Genomic DNA, 15,118 nt, shown 5'->3' on the forward strand with positions numbered 1-15,118 from the left:
GCAGTATTCCCGGCTCGAAATGCACCGACCCGGCCAGGATCAGCAGATGTCGACGGACCAAGCTCGGCGCATTTGATCTGTCGGCAGCAGCCAGACCGCGCGGTGCAGTTCCGTCAGGAGTTCAAAGTCTTCCAGCAGGGCCGACTTCTCTTTGGCGGTCAAACCGGCTGGACCCATCTCCACGGCTTTGTCCAGCAACTCCCGGCGCAGTTGCCCGTCCGCTATGGTTTTGCGTTCTGGATGGCGCATAAGACCCAGGCGCAGGCCACAGGCCACTGGATCGACCACGGCCAGGGCCATGCCCTGTCCTTTGGGGATGTGCAACGGTCGGGGGGCTTGCTGGTTCTCCTGGTGCATGGCGCTTAATTCGACCAGTTCCAGAGGAGGATCGACTTCCTCGGGAATGAGCACCAATCCAATGCGTCGCAGCCACTTGCCCAGCCTGGGAAGGCTGGTGACCACCGAGAGGGGGATGGAGAGCAGCAGCGGCACGAATATCGGGCTGACCCACCAGAAGAACCGGTAGTTCAGATGGTAGAGGGTCGTGGCCCAGAGCCCAGCGACAATAGTCGCGCCCAGGTGGAAACGGACCGCCTCGGACCAGGGGGTCGGCTTATCCTCGCGGTCTTGCGTCTCCCAGCCGGTCACTTGGCCGAGCAGGGTGGTGAACACGAACTTTGCGTGAAACTGCATCCGAATTGGAGCCAGCAGACTGGAGAGCACTATTTCCAGCAGGATGCTCGTCACGAGCCTGACCGCCCCGCCGAAGTGCCTGACCCGTCCCTGGATGAACGCCAGCACAAGGCTGAATGCCTTGGGCAAAAACAGCAGCACGCCAGTGGTCAGAAGAAGACTCAAGGCCCACCATGGCTCCCAGATGGGCCATTCCGGAAAAAGGGATTTGGTGGGCGGGAAGTACACAGCCGGAACCAGGGACTCGATGATCGCCTCGGCAGTGGACGCGGCCAGGAACAAAAACCACAGCAGGGCGGACCCGTAGGCCATGACCCCGTTGATGAACAGGAACCGGTGGATGGTGAACAGGCCGCTGCCGAAGACAAGCCGCAGATGCTGCATGTTGCCCATGCACCAGCGCCGGTCGCGGCTCAGTTCGGCCAGAAGGTTCGGAGGCGTCTCTTCGTAGCTTCCGGGCAGGTCGTAGGCCACCCAGACCCCCCAGCCCGCCCGGCGCATGAGCGTTGACTCCACGAAGTCATGGCTGGAGATATCCCCTCCCAAGGGCGGTTTGCCAGTCAGCCGGGGCAGGGCGCAATGACGAATGAAGGGCCGCAGGCGGATCAGTGCGTTGTGTCCCCAGAACTGGGCGTCGCCCAGAAGCCAGAAATGCAGGCCAGCGGAGAACATGGGGCCGTACAACCGGCTTGAAAACTGCTGCGCGCGGGCCAGGAGCGTGTCGCGTCCAGCCACTCCCGGAACCGATTGCAGAATTCCCACCCGGCGGTTGCGCTCCATGACCGAGACCATGCGCACGATGGTTTGGCCGCTCATGACGCTGTCCGCGTCCATGACCAGCATATAGGTGTAACAGGCTCCGAACCTGCGGCAGAAGTCCGCGATGTTGCCGCTTTTCTTCTTGGTGTTGGCCTTGCGCCTCCGATAGAAAATCCGGCTCGCCCCTCCCAGCCTGTCGCGCAGGGCCGCCCAGGCGGATTCCTCCTCGGCCCAGGCCTCGGGGTTGCGGGTGTCGCTCAGGATGAAGAAATCGAAGTTCGCGGCCTTGCCGGTGCGCTTAAGAGAGCTGTGCACAGCCTCGATGCCCGCTGCGACGCGGTCCATGTCCTCGCCGTACACCGGGTAGACGATGGCGGTGCGGATTCCCGGACGCTCGGGCTTGTCGCCTGGGCGCTCAGCCGTGATGGCGAAACGGTCGGACCGTCGGACCAGGGTCACAAATCCGGCCATGGCCGTCCAGAACCCGATGGCTATCCACGCGAACAGGATCGCGAAAATAGCCATCAGGACGAGCTCGAGAGCGGTTGCCCCCCCGTGCGGCAACAACACGCCCATGCGCAACGTGGCCACGCCAGTGGGGACGACGATGAGCAGGACAAGCATCAACCGGCGTGCGCGGGCAGTCGCGGTCCAGGACTTGTGCCTGCGCTCCAGGAGCCTGTAGGGCCAGCCGGGAGGCTTGCCCTCCTGCTCGGGAGCAGGCGTGCCGTCCGGTGTTTTCTTCCCGGAGCCGTTTTTCAGGCGTGGATACTCCGGTGCCATTGGCGTGCGCTTGATCGGAGGGGCGGCGCGCACGTCCGGATCAGGGCCAGGAGCGTGGAGTCGGCCTAGGAGCAGGCGCATGGCCGCCTGTTCCAGGGGCTCGGACCCAGCGGGCTGCCGGGCCGCGTCAGAGAGCACACTCAGGGCCGTTTCCAGTCGTTCGGGCTCGGACATGGGCAGCCGCCCCAGATAGGCCAGGAGCCTTCGACCGGATTGGTCCGGGGGGGCGGCGCGCGGCGCTTTGCCCTGCGAGGTGTGTTCCGGGGTTGTGATCATTTTTCGCGCGTAAGGTCGTAGTTCCACGTTTCACTCACGGATCCGTCGCCGAACTTGAGAAACGCGCGCAGTTCGATGGGGTCCCTTTTCTCAGGCATCATGCTCGCGAGGGGCGCCCCCTCCTCGGCCACCGCCCTGAACACCAGCCTCCAGCCGCCGGTCACGGCGTTCTTGTAGACCTGCTGTTCCTCTATCTTGACGCCAGGTCCGGCGCTGACGAACCCCTGCGGCGGGTCCGTCCTGGGCTTGCCGGGTTTTTCCCCGGAAAAATCGAGGACGAAGAACTGGGCGTTCGGGCCTTGGCGCGCGACGCGGGTGGCCGTGACTATGGTTTTGGGGGCCAGCGCGCCGAGAGCCGTGAGCCAGCGCATGCGGTAATCGAAGGAGAGTTGCTTGCCGGGCTCTCCCTGGTCCTTCGGCTGCCAGAAGACCGCGATGTTGTCGTGAATTTCCTTGTCGGAGGGTATCAACACCAGTTTCACCTCGCCCGGCCCCCAGTCCCCTTGAGGCTCGATCCACAGGCTGGGGCGCATCTCGTAGCGGGATTCTAGGTCCTGATAGCTGCGGAAATCCGTGTCGCGCTGCATCAGGCCGAAGCCCTGGACATCATCCGCCTGGAAGGTATGCACCCGCAGCGGCACCGGGTTGCGCAGGGGACGCCAGAGCCATTCGCCGCCGCGCATGTGCAGGAGCAGGCCGTCCGAGTCGTGGACTTCGGCGCGCCAGTCCATCCGTTGGTTGGGGAGAGAGTTTTCGCCGTAGAGGAACATGCTGGTCAGGGGCGCGATGCCGAGAACGTTTACCGGCTTGCGCAGAAAAATCCGGCTGGTCACCTCCACGACGGTCTCTTCCCCAGGCGATGCCTTGAAGGCGTATGCGCCTGTCATGCTCTCGCTATCCAGCAGGGCGAAAATGGTAAGCTGTTTATCCTTCCTGGTTGGCTTCTGGATCCAGAATTCGCGGAACCAGGGGAACTCCTCGCCCTTCTGTTCAGCAGTGTCCACGCCCAGGCCCCGGGCCGACAGCCCGTATCCCTGGCCTTTGGCCACGGCTCGAAAATAGGACGCGCCCAGGAAAACAAGGAATTCATCCTTGTAGGTCGGGGTGTTGACCACGCCGTGGACCCTGAAGCCGGCCGCGCCGAGCTGGACAGGGACCTTTTCCTTGAGCCGACCGGCCTGGCTGAAATCGAACATGTCCGAGGTCACAGCTACGGGAGTGGCTTTCGCTCCGTCGACGATGTTTATGGAGACGGTCCTGTCGTAGAGGAATCCGGGCGGGAAAAACTGGAGTTCGAAGGGCAGTTTCTCCTCGCGCCACAGGGATTTGCCAGGGATGAAGCGGATCTTGCGCCAGTCGTCGTAGGAGAGTGAGCGTAGCGGTTCTTCCACCTGCTTCGGTGCCTGGTATGGTTTCCCGGCCAGGTCCCTGGCCGCTTCGACAACGGAGGCGAAGGAAAACTGTTTCCCCGCCGCCAACGCGCTTGAGCCACCGATCAGGAAAATTGCCGAAACCATTGCAATAAGTCTCGATAATGCAGAAGTACGACGATAAAGGCCCGATAAGTTTTGTTTCATGTGCATCATGGATTGCGTCCTTCTTGCTTTGGACTGAAGTTTCCCAAGTATCGATTCTTATACGCTTATCAAATGATATTGCAACGGAAGTTTCATTGGGCAAGGCCTCGTTCAACTGTGCAAAGATGTTCCAGGGTTAGCCCCCTGTTCAAAAGTACTTTCGAGAAATTTTGAATTCTCCGTCGATGCGGAGTTATGCCGATGGGTTTTGGCGGTCAGGGCGACCCGGCGGGTGGCGGTGGTAAGGAGTTATGACAGCCTAACCCGGTGTGCCCAAATTCGACGATGCCCCCCGAACGGATGGTCGCCCTTGGCGCGCGAATCCGTCTCAGTAGCCCGACATTCCGACAGTTACCGTGCGTACGTTCATTCCTATTTGGTGGGAGTGATTCTCATATACATTTCTCACCGGATGATGATGCAGGCCATGTGGCGGGATCTAAAAAGCATAAAGTGAAACAATCGCAGTGGATAGGTGATATGATTTTACGGCATGATTGTTGTAATATCCCCAGGAAGTTCCTGGATTGGCCTGTTGAAGCTTGTTTTTAGTGGGTATCTCGAGAGAAGAGACAGGCTGTGCTCAGCCTGTTTTGTAGGCACGTCACGTTTAACCGAAGGAGTACTCATGTCACTCGGAACAATACTGCTCATAGTTTTGGTGCTGGCTCTTGTAGGCGTGATTCCAGTATGGCCGCATAGTCGTTCGTGGGGCTATGCTCCTGGAGGAATAGTAGGCATCATATTGGTTATACTCCTTGTTTTGTTCTTGCTTGGAAGGATTTAGCGACTGTTGCACGCGGTAAGCGAGCGGTGTGTGTTGGTGTTTCAGGTTGTAATGGATGAAGAGTGGGCCTGCGCCTATGCGCATGAATGGAAACAACCTGAACCGGACAGCCATCCTCATGAATTGAGTGGGCGAAGAGTCCCGGCAGGTTCGTCGAGAAACAAACCATGATCGGAGCAGTGATGGATTTCCCCAGGTTCAAGCGCATCCCCGAGCACATCGGCGTGATCCCGGACGGCAACAGGCGCTGGGCTGCGGCGCGCGACCTTCCCAAGGAGTCCGGCTACGCGTCGGGCGTGCCGCCCGGTTTTGATCTCTTTGAGCATAGCCGCTCCTTGGGCATCAAGGAGATGACCCTTTACGGATTCACCCAGGACAACACCAAGCGCCCTTCGGTCCAGACTGCCGCTTTCCGGAAAGCCTGCGTTGAAATCGCCATGGGCCTGACAGAACGCGATGCGGCTCTTCTGGTCGTCGGCAACACCGACTCTCCCCTCTTTCCTGAGGAACTCATTCCTTTTGCGCGTCAGCGGCAGGTTTTCGGCAAGGGGTCGATCCGGGTGAACCTTCTGGTCAATTACGGGTGGCTTTGGGACCTCTCGCATGGGGCCTCAGGCGCGACAAAGCCGTCCGAGTTCACGGGGTCTCTCGCCTCCAGCGATATCTCGCGAATAGACTTGGTCATCCGTTGGGGAGGCAGGCGCCGTTTGTCGGGTTTTCTTCCCGTGCAGTCGGTCTATTCGGACTTCTACTTCCTTGACGAACTTTGGCCTGACTATTGTGGCGACCATCTGCTGGAAGCCCTCAGATGGTACGAGGATCAGGATGTGACTCTGGGCGGATGATCGCGGCGAAACATCAGGGCAGGGGCGCCATCGAAGCGGAAGTGGAGCAGTGCAGTGATGCACTTCCTCTTGAGCCCCTTCTGGAGCAAAGCCTTTGCCCTGTCAGGAATCGCCCCCAGCTGATCTCCCGAAGTTCCAGAGAGCAAAGTTTCAAGCCTCTCAACCCTACGAGGATTTGATGGTCTGGAGTTTGGTGGATTTGCACTGCTCCAAAACTGTCTAAGTCTAGTGATTTTTCAAGTGTAAAAGAACATTACAGTTTGTCTGCAGCATAAAACTGTTATTTTTTAAAAATATTGAATAATGTAATATGTAATACATCTAAAGTTAATGAAAAACAGATTGACTGAGTTAGTTTCTGTGTTATTTATGTCACACTAGAAGCTCTGTTTATGCAATGAAACGAATTTGTGTGTTTGTCAGTCTGGGTTTCTAGCTGGATTTGGAAAAGGGGTTCTCCCCGAACAGTGGGCCAAGCGCTGCTGCAGTAGATTCTGCATTGTGTATTGTCCCATTCGAACTGAACAATGTAACGATTTCGGAGGATATTATGCCTAATAGCACAAAGAACAGCGGTCAGCGTGAAGAATCCAAGACTGGTGGTTCAAAGGCCAGTGAGCACCCCAGCACCAAGTCCGGCGAGTCCAAGAAGATGGAACAGCACGGCAGTTCCCACTCGACCGAAGCCAAGAAGAGCGAGCAGCACGGCAGCGCCCGTTCCGGCGAGTCCAAGAAGAGCAGCCAGCACGCAGGCGCAGCGAAGAATAGCCATTAGGGTGGATGGGGAGGCCATGTCGGTTTCTCGTCTGAGGCCAAACCTGAGATGAGTTGAGTCGGCACGACCGAGCATGGACACATTCGGCAAGTGGTACGCCTCCCGCCGTTCCTGATGTTGTCATCAGGAACGGCGGGAAATGCCCGCAACACGATGGCCACCCGGCTGTATCGCAATCAGCTCGGATGATGTGTGTTCAAGAAAGTCAATTTATCATTTCGATTCTCAATCTGATTCGTTCCGGTTTCGGAACAAAGGAACAACTTCATGGAAACGAACCAATCCTACACGTCAGGCGGCGATACATCCTTGACCACCCAGGACCTCTCCAACCTCACGAAGGGATGGAGTGTCAAGGACGATATTCTGGGCAAGGACATCTATAACGACAACAACGACAACATCGGCACCATTCAAGATCTGTATGTGACTCGTGACAAGGCAATTTCATACGCCGTTCTCGGTGTGGGTGGCTTCCTGGGCATGGGGCGCCATGACGTGGCCATTCCAGTGTACCAACTGAGAATGACAAACGACCAGATCATGTTGCCCGGGGCCACGCAAGACTCCCTGAAGGCCATGCCGGCTATTGATTAATCGTCCTGCAGCGGCTGGACTGAAGAGCCTGGCCCAAACGCAGGGAGGACGCCCCAGGCGGACCGGGGCGTCTCTTTCTGATCATAACGTGCGCCCAAATCGCACAGACATCCACCCCGAACACACAGGAGCGGTTATGCCCAATATAGCCAAGACAGAGAAATCGCAGGTCATGGAGAAAACACACGAGGCTACGGCGCTGCTGCGAGCCGACCATAAGCATGTGAGCGACCTCTTTGCCAAGTACGAGGAACAGCAGTCCCCTTCTCAGAAGAGGGCACTTGTAGCCCTGCTATGCACCGAACTCAAAATCCATGTGCAGATCGAAGAAGAGATATTCTACCCCGCAGTGAAACAGGCACTGAAGGACAAGGAAATGATCCCGGAGGGATTGGTCGAACATGCTGCGATCAGCGACCTGATCAGGCAAGTGGAAAACATTGCCCCCGATGGAGAGATGTTCGACGCAAAGATCAAGGTGATGTCCGAATACGTCAAGCATCATGTCAAGGAAGAACAGCAGGAAATGTTTCCAAAGGCGAAAGCCTCCACGCTCGACATGAACGTGTTGGGTGCCAGGATGGTTTTACGCAAAAAAGAGCTGCTCACTAAAATGACCGGTCATTAAATCATCGCCATTAGCGGTGGCGCGGTCTGCCGTCGGTGAGCCGGGTGACCTGTTCTTGAGCGGCTTGCGCTGACAGTGAAGGGGCAGGAGCCTGTCCTGACCCTTCATACTCATTCTCCGCGTGTTCTCTCGGCACGAACTGGCAGGGAAAGACTAGCGATTCTTTGAATGACTCTCCGAAAGAAATTTACAGGAAAGGAGCACGTAAATGGACAGCAATTCACCCATCTTTTCCGGTGCGAACCAGGGGATTACTGCAGAACAGCTCGAAAAGGTAGCTCAAGGCTGGAGCATCAAGGAGGATATCCTTGATAAGTATGTGTACAATGACAGCAATGACAACATCGGGACTATCGAGGATCTGCTGGTAACGCCAGACGATGCAATTTCCTATGCCATCATCGGGGTGGGCGGCTTCCTGGGCATGGGCCGCCACGATGTGGCCATCCCAATTTATCAGCTGATCATAAACAAATCGCAGATCACCTTGCCCGGAGTGACGACTGAGAGCCTCAAGGCCATGCCGGCCTATGAATACAAATAGCCCCACTCGGCCCGGTGGCCAGCTGCCGTTCGTCCTCCCACGGGATGCGGGCCACCGGGTGTATTTTTCCCAAATCAACCCTTCATCAAGGAGAAATTCAAATGAAATTCGCTCTGAAAACCTGCATCGTCCCTGTCCTCCTTTCCCTTTTCCTATTCGCGGGCGCGGCCCTGGCGCAAAAGGCGCCCGTTGCCGGCATCACCAAAGATGAGGTTTCGGTTCTGGCCAAGGGCTGGAGCATCAAAAAAGCCATCCTCGACAAGGATGTCTTCAATGAAGCCAACGAAAAAGTGGGCACCATCGAAGACCTCGTCGTGACGCCGGATAAGGGCATTTCCTACGCTATTGTCGGCGCTGGCGGTTTCCTGGGCATGGGCAAGCGCGATGTGGCCATTCCCGTCAACCAGTTCAGGATCAAAGACAAGCGTATCACTTTGCCGGGCGCCACCAAGGAAGTCATCAAGGGCATGCCTGAATTCAAGTACATCGATTAATTTCGCCAAGCCTAACAGTCCCGCAGGCAGACTCGGGCTCTGCCGGGAATTTGCCTGCGGGAGCTTAACACGGTGAGGACCAGCCCGGATCACACTGGCTGGCTTGCTCAACCGGACCGGAAGCTGGCTGGCACTCGGGCGACCCCAGGGAAGTCCTCTTGATCAAGAAAATGTAACACCAAGGGTTCCGCCTCATGAAAAAAACAAATTCTCCCACGAGTGGTGCTGGTTCAGTATTGAGTACGATTTCAGGGCCAGCCGGAGCCAAACCACCGTCCAGCCTCGGGAACAAGGAAGCGGCCTCCAGTCGTTTGCTTGAGAAGGTCGCGACCGGGCAGGACCTCTCGGGCCAAATCCCCTACAACGAGACCAAGTCCGGCGAGTACGGCGATGCTTCTCGAAAGCCCATGCCCGGAGCAACCGGCAAGCCCGCGAAGCCCTCGGCCACCGCCTCCACCGCCTCAGAGCTGAACGCTTCCCCCAAGGTGGGCGACGGTCAGGTCGAGGTTGGTCTCGATCACACCAGGGAGCCTCTGGACCGGGTGAGAGTGGACGCAGGCGGCCAAGTGCTCACTACCAATCAGGGCGTGCCCGTTGCTGACAATCAGAATTCCCTGAAAGCCGGACTGCGCGGCCCCACCGCCATGCAGGACTTCATCCTTCGCGAAAAGATCACCCACTTCGACCACGAGCGGATACCTGAGCGTATTGTCCACGCGCGTGGGTCTGCTGCGCACGGATATTTCGAATCCTACAAGGACTTGAGCAGCCTGACGCGGGCGGCGCCGTTCTCGCAGGCAGGCAAAATAACTCCTGTGTTCGTGCGTTTCTCCACGGTGGCCGGAGAGAGAGGGTCAGCCGACACTGTTCGCGACGTCCGGGGATTCGCCGTGAAGTTCTATACGGACGAGGGCAACTGGGATTTGGTGGGAAACAACATGCCGGTGTTCTTCATCCAGGACGCCATGAAGTTTCCCGACCTGGTTCACGCGGTCAAGCCCGAGCCCCATCACGGGATGCCCCAGGCATCGAGCGCCCACGACACGTTCTGGGATTTCATTTCCCTCATGCCGGAAACCGCGCACATCTTGATGTGGATCATGTCGGACCGGGCCATCCCGCGAAGCTACCGCATGATGGAAGGCTTCGGGGTGCACACTTTCCGTCTGGTCAACGAGCAGGGAAAATCGGTCTTTTGCAAGTTCCACTGGAAACCCTTGGCGGGGACGTACTCGCTTGTCTGGGATGAAGCCGTGAAGATTGCCGGGGCGGATGGCGACTTCCACCGGCGCGACCTTTGGGAGGCCATCGAGGCTGGAGCCTATCCCGAATGGGAGATGGGATTGCAGGTTTTCACCGAGGAGCAGGCCGAATCCTTCGGCTTCGACGTTCTCGATCCCACCAAACTGGTGCCCGAGGAAATGGTGCCGGTTCAGTTGGTCGGGAAAATGACCCTGAACCGCAATCCGGACAACTTCTTCGCCGAAACGGAGCAGGTCGCGTTTTGCACCGCCAATGTGGTGCCGGGGATCGATTTCACAAACGACCCTCTTTTGCAGGGGCGCATCCATTCCTATGTGGACACCCAGATCAGCCGCTTGGGGGGTCCCAATTTTCATGAAATCCCCATCAACGCTCCAGTTGTCCCGGTGTTCAACAATCAGCGCGACGGCATGCACAGGCAGGCCATCCATCGTGGCCGGACCAGCTATGAGCCGAATTCGCTGGGCGGAGGTTCTCCGGCACAGGCAGGGATGAAGGGCTACACCAGCTACCCGCAGCAGGTGGCGGAGGACATGGTCCGAGGCAAAGCGGAGCTTTTCTCCGACCATTATTCGCAGGCGCGCCTCTTCTGGCAGAGCCAGACCCCAACGGAGCAGAAGCATATCGCTTCCGCCTTCCGTTTTGAACTCACGCGGGTGCAGACACCGGCGATACGCGAGCGTGTGCTCTCGCTGTTGGTCAACGTCGACCCGGACCTGGCCGCCTGTGTGGCGCGGGGACTGGGGATGGATGTGCCGGCCGCGATGCCGCTCGCATCTGATCTGCCAATTCCAAAATACGACAATTCTCCGGCCCTGTCGCTGATGTTTCGTCCGGGTCGCACCGGAATCAGCACCAGACGCGTTGCCGTGCTGGTCGCTCCTGGGGTTCAGGGGGCAACGGTCGAAACGGTATACGAGTCGCTTCTGGTAGGCGGTGCGGTGCCGCGCCTGGTGGGATGCACTCTGGGCAAGGTTGCCACTCTTGAGGGTGGCTCGCTGGACGTGGAGATCTCCCTCGAGACGGGACCGTCCGTGCTCTACGATGCCGTGGTGGTGCCAGGCGGTGGTGAGGCTGTGGATGCCTTGCTGCATGACGCTCACGCGTTGGATTTTGTACGTGACCAATACCGGCACTGCAAACCCATATTGATTCTCGGCAGCGAGGGAAAGAACTTGCTGGATAAAGCTGGCGTTCCCACAAAGCTGCCAGATGGCTCAGTCGATCCAGCGATCATCGGGTTACGCGGGGGAACGGTGGACCAGGCCTTAGGCGAATTCAAGACAGCTTTGTCCGGACACCGGGCCTACGCTCGCGAGACGGATCCGCACAAGGTTTAGGTCTCGGGCGTACGAACTTCTATGAACTGTAAAGCACGAACACCTACGAGGCGCACAATGGAACCAAATACAAGTGGCAGTGATCCTTCTGGCATAAATGCCTCCGACAGTTGCTGCACAATGTCATTGGAGAAAATGAAAGTTCTCGTTGCCGACAAGCTGCACCACTACGCCGGAAAGCTCGCAGAAACAGCAACAGAACATGCGGATTGCAGTGTGGCTCAGCACGGAAAGCTAGCCAGTGAGTGGCTGGAAAAGTCAGCCGATTACGTTCGGCACTTCGACTATGAAGAGACTAATGCCAAAGTTCGCAACTCCGTGAAACAGCACCCAGGCCGCGCGCTCTTGATAGCAGGAACTGCAGGGCTGGTAATCGGGGCGATCTGTCGGCGCAGGTAGCAAGGCGGACTGTAAAATGAGCACAGTACTGGACAAAAATCCTGCGCCCCAGAGTGAATCATTTACTGAGCTGTTGAGGCAATTGGCGACAAGTTCCGCAACAGTTGTTCAGGATGAGATCGAACTCTTGAAGCAGGAAGCTAAGGAGAAGGTCAGGAGCATCCTCAGTGGGATGGTTATGGCTGTTATTGGAATAGTTTTGAGTCTTGTAGCCTTGCTATCCTTCAGTGCAGCCCTGATATTCTATCTGATCCCATATTTGGGGGTCATCAACGCTGCGCTGGCAACCGGGGGTCTCTTTGCTGTGGGAGGGTTCATCTTCATACTCGTAGGGTACAGTAAGCTGAACAGTAATGCCTAACAGTGAAGGTCAAGATTATTCCAAAGGAGAAAAACAATGACCACAGATTCATATAGATCCTTTACAAGTGGGTCTCCCACAGAACGAAGCAGTGAAGAAATACGCCAGGATATTTCCAGAGGTGAAGAGAACATCACCAAGGCGATGGAGCAGATCGGAGAGCGTATCAAAGAGAAGCTTGATTGGCGGGAATACGTGATGGAATCCCCCTATCTTGCTGTGGGAATTGCCGCAGGCCTTGGCTTTCTCGCCTCACGAATGCTCGTGCCGCGAACCACTCCAATGGAGCGCATCATGGGGTCTGTTGCCGAGGAAGTCCGTTGCTCGCTCGATCATATGAGGGGCTCGTCCCAAGGACCGGGTCTTCTCAAAGTGGCGTTGGTTGGATTCACCACCAAGGCCGCCGCCAATTGGCTAAAGAAACAAACGTCGTGAAGCGGCGAATACGGGTAACTCACCGACAAGGGGGGGGCACCCGTTCTTCCCGGAGCATGAATGAATGCTCCTTTCAACAACCTTCAATCTTCTTCAGGGGAGCATCATGAATAACGAAGACAGCAAGATTCAACCCATCGGACGGCCAAGTACCGGAGCAACCAGCACTGCGGAGGATGTTCTTAAGAAAACGGCGGATATGGGTGCCGAGACCTACGCAAAAGCCGAAAAGGTCGTGACCGATGCCTACGGGAAAACTGCTGATGCAGTGCAGAAGACCTACCACCAAGCTGAGAAATTCAGCGTGGAAAACCCTGGTACAACAATACTTATCGCAGTGGGAGTCGGCGTTGGTTTAGGATTTCTACTGGGTGCCAGCTACCGGCGCGGAGGAGCGGGTCGTTTTGCTCGTCCCGTGGTGCATGCTCTCTCCGATATTGCTTCTGAGTATTTTCGTTAGGCCGGATAGCTCCAGGCAACGAGGAGTCGTGTATGGGACATCGGCATCGACTACGGAATGGCTACTGAATTATAGTTGAGGACCATCTCTCAAGAAAGCAGGGTGCCCCAGGCGGGAGTGGCGATGAGAATCGACGTTTCATCGAAGTGCTAAGCAGAGCTCCAGGGCTGTTGCGCCCTGGAGCGGCTTGACTCCGAGTGTCGGAACAGTCTGCCACTCTCAAGAGATTTGTTCATTGATGGAACAGTGACGCTTTGAGAGAGATCATCAACAGTTTCTGGGTGATGTCCATACGGAGTGGTTAATACCCAGCAGTATGTTGTGCGAGCTCGTCAACCGTATGTTCGCGCAAAGTTTGGCAGTATAGTCAGGGATAGATCAATCACAAGTTGGTTGAATACAATAATCCACAGTGTTGTGGATGCTTCGGGGCGCTCTGTCGTGATGTTTTTGCAGGATGTGTGTCAGCTGTCTGTTTCCAGGCAGTTGATTCTGCTTGAAGGGTGACGGGCAGGAGCGGTCTTGGCTTACAAGGCTCACGTCCCAATCAAATAGTTGGAGTAGATAAAAGTTGGGGGGCGGAGTTTGATATTCCGCCCATTCCAAAACGAAAGACGCAGGTAAGTCTGTCCGCGTCTGGCTGTGGACGGCGTCTTCGACGTTTCAGCTCATGATTGGAATCCTGGTCGTGAGCGCGCACATCTGCCACCGCCGCATGCCGCGATGGGCCTCGTCATATATTGAACAACATAAGTACTCCGGCGAGGGCTTCAACTCGCGCAGAAGAGCGGACGCCATGTTCGCACGCGAGACCCCATAACGAAGGAGACCGACGATATGAACGATTCTCATCTCCGTTTTCTCACCGCGCTGAGCCTGACCCTTTGGATGGTCTGCGCACCCCGTCCGGCTCTGCCCCACGAGGTTGAGAGTGGAGTTGGCCGTATAGTCTGCAACGAGAGCGAAGTCGTGTGTGATGCGGACGGGACGGCTTCCACCCAAGCCGGTTCGGATTCGACCACAGCAGTTGAGGCGACTGCGAGGCAAGTAGAAGCGATGCTTTGGGAGAAGCAGGCGCGCGGCAGCACTGATCAGGTTGACAGTCGAGAGAACAAGCCCGGCTGGCAGTCTGATGAGGTCGGCCATATGAATGAATGTGCCGGTGGCTCACGTTCGACTTCGACGTTATCATCCCAGGAAGAAGATCTTCTTTTGCGTGTGGCTGCTGCCGAATCCAGTCTGACATCGGCTGGGCGAAATATCCCAGTCGCGGTTGCCGGGCTTGCCATAGAACGGGGTGACGCCAAAGCAGAGCCAGTGGGCACGTTGAGCTGGGTGTATGAATCTGGCGGCAACAGCGCGGCTATCGGGTATGACGCCAAAGGTGGAACTTCGTACGGTTTGTATCAGATCGCCTCAAACAGCGGAACAATGAACCAGTTCTTACAATATCTGGCGGCCAAGGCTCCGGATCTTTACAGTAGGCTGGTTGTGGCTGGTCCAGACAATACCGGCAGTAAATCAGGCGGCAAGCCTGAAGTCTGGAAGCAGATCGCCGCTGAGCAGGATAAGCGATTTGCGGCATTGCAACACGATTTCATCCGGGAGAGTCATTACGTACCTGCGGCCAGGAGCATTAGCATGACCTGCGGGATGATCGTTTCAGAGAAGCCGCAGGCGATCCGCGAGGTGTTGTGGAGCACCTCAGTGCATCATGGAGTGCAACGAGCCACGCAAATATTCCTGACCGCAGCCGACAACCTGCAAGCCAAAGGCAAAAATGCTCAAAATCTCGATCGGTCTATGATTGAAGAGGTCTATCGACTTCGCAGCGACCTGTTCGGCGGGGCGGGAGAGAAGGCTGCGGCCATACGAAATCGTTTGCGCACCGAGAAGGAATACGCTGTAGCCATGCTGTAGGAATTCGCGGGTTCGGCTGCTTACGCCGTGGCGGAGCCGATCGAATGGAGAATCGGGCTTGGCCGCCATTAAACCAACGGCATTATGACCGCGGCCTGGTCTGGCATGCTGATAGTCAAGATTGTATTCGCTCGGGCTACTTTGCGAGAAACATCAACCCTTGGCTGGTCCATTTCTCGGGA

General features: G+C 56.9%; 15 protein-coding genes. 13 read left to right on the forward strand and 2 right to left on the reverse strand.

Going from position 1 to position 15,118, the window contains the following annotated elements:
- Positions 1 to 39: 39 nt before the first annotated feature.
- Together mdoH and G453_RS0103240 are read right to left on the reverse strand one after the other, a co-directional pair.
- Entirely contained in the window at positions 40 to 2,511 is a 2,472-nt protein-coding gene (gene mdoH, locus G453_RS0103235) for a glucans biosynthesis glucosyltransferase MdoH (RefSeq protein ID WP_084502070.1), read from the reverse strand.
- Positions 2,508 to 4,028, reverse strand: a complete 1,521-nt coding sequence (locus tag G453_RS0103240) for a glucan biosynthesis protein G (RefSeq protein ID WP_235731685.1) — start codon at positions 4,026 to 4,028, stop codon at positions 2,508 to 2,510. The genes mdoH and G453_RS0103240 overlap by 4 nt, the downstream gene beginning before the upstream one ends.
- A gap of 688 nt (positions 4,029 to 4,716) precedes the next feature.
- Here G453_RS0103240 and G453_RS26980 point away from each other — a divergent pair.
- The 13 genes from G453_RS26980 (at position 4,717) to G453_RS25965 (ending at position 14,936) form a co-directional block, all read left to right on the forward strand.
- A complete protein-coding gene (locus G453_RS26980; protein ID WP_084502071.1) occupies positions 4,717 to 4,875 on the forward strand; it encodes a DUF3309 family protein in 159 nt (52 codons plus the stop codon).
- A 167-nt stretch (positions 4,876 to 5,042) separates the two neighbouring features.
- Entirely contained in the window at positions 5,043 to 5,720 is a 678-nt protein-coding gene (locus G453_RS0103245; protein WP_205620048.1) for an undecaprenyl diphosphate synthase family protein, read from the forward strand.
- A gap of 550 nt (positions 5,721 to 6,270) precedes the next feature.
- Positions 6,271 to 6,495, forward strand: coding sequence for a hypothetical protein (locus tag G453_RS0103250; RefSeq protein WP_027189887.1), 225 nt, complete (start codon positions 6,271 to 6,273; stop codon positions 6,493 to 6,495).
- Between the two features lie 267 nt (positions 6,496 to 6,762).
- A complete protein-coding gene (locus G453_RS0103255) occupies positions 6,763 to 7,092 on the forward strand; it encodes a PRC-barrel domain-containing protein (protein WP_027189888.1) in 330 nt (109 codons plus the stop codon).
- 136 nt (positions 7,093 to 7,228) lie between these two features.
- Entirely contained in the window at positions 7,229 to 7,720 is a 492-nt protein-coding gene (locus tag G453_RS0103260) for a hemerythrin domain-containing protein (RefSeq protein WP_051271576.1), read from the forward strand.
- Between the two features lie 208 nt (positions 7,721 to 7,928).
- Entirely contained in the window at positions 7,929 to 8,264 is a 336-nt protein-coding gene (locus tag G453_RS0103265; RefSeq protein WP_027189890.1) for a PRC-barrel domain-containing protein, read from the forward strand.
- 101 nt (positions 8,265 to 8,365) lie between these two features.
- A complete protein-coding gene (locus G453_RS0103270) occupies positions 8,366 to 8,758 on the forward strand; it encodes a PRC-barrel domain-containing protein (RefSeq protein WP_027189891.1) in 393 nt (130 codons plus the stop codon).
- 194 nt (positions 8,759 to 8,952) lie between these two features.
- Positions 8,953 to 11,361, forward strand: a complete 2,409-nt coding sequence (locus tag G453_RS0103275; protein ID WP_027189892.1) for a catalase — start codon at positions 8,953 to 8,955, stop codon at positions 11,359 to 11,361.
- Positions 11,362 to 11,496: 135 nt separating this feature from the next.
- Entirely contained in the window at positions 11,497 to 11,760 is a 264-nt protein-coding gene (locus tag G453_RS22115) for a hypothetical protein (RefSeq protein WP_051271578.1), read from the forward strand.
- 16 nt (positions 11,761 to 11,776) lie between these two features.
- Positions 11,777 to 12,121 carry a phage holin family protein gene (locus G453_RS0103280; RefSeq protein WP_027189893.1) on the forward strand — a complete coding sequence of 115 codons (345 nt, stop codon included), beginning with the start codon at positions 11,777 to 11,779 and terminating at the stop codon, positions 12,119 to 12,121.
- Between the two features lie 36 nt (positions 12,122 to 12,157).
- The gene (locus G453_RS0103285; RefSeq protein ID WP_027189894.1) at positions 12,158 to 12,556 is read left to right on the forward strand and encodes a hypothetical protein; all 399 of its coding nucleotides are present in this window, start codon (positions 12,158 to 12,160) and stop codon (positions 12,554 to 12,556) included.
- A gap of 106 nt (positions 12,557 to 12,662) precedes the next feature.
- Positions 12,663 to 13,016, forward strand: coding sequence for a hypothetical protein (locus G453_RS0103290; RefSeq protein WP_156920786.1), 354 nt, complete (start codon positions 12,663 to 12,665; stop codon positions 13,014 to 13,016).
- Between the two features lie 837 nt (positions 13,017 to 13,853).
- Positions 13,854 to 14,936 (forward strand): VgrG-related protein, encoded by a 1,083-nt coding sequence (locus G453_RS25965; protein ID WP_051271582.1) that lies wholly within the window; start codon positions 13,854 to 13,856, stop codon positions 14,934 to 14,936.
- Positions 14,937 to 15,118 lie beyond the last annotated feature (182 nt).

The sequence above is a fragment of the Fundidesulfovibrio putealis DSM 16056 genome (assembly GCF_000429325.1).
Taxonomy (GTDB): domain Bacteria; phylum Desulfobacterota; class Desulfovibrionia; order Desulfovibrionales; family Desulfovibrionaceae; genus Fundidesulfovibrio; species Fundidesulfovibrio putealis.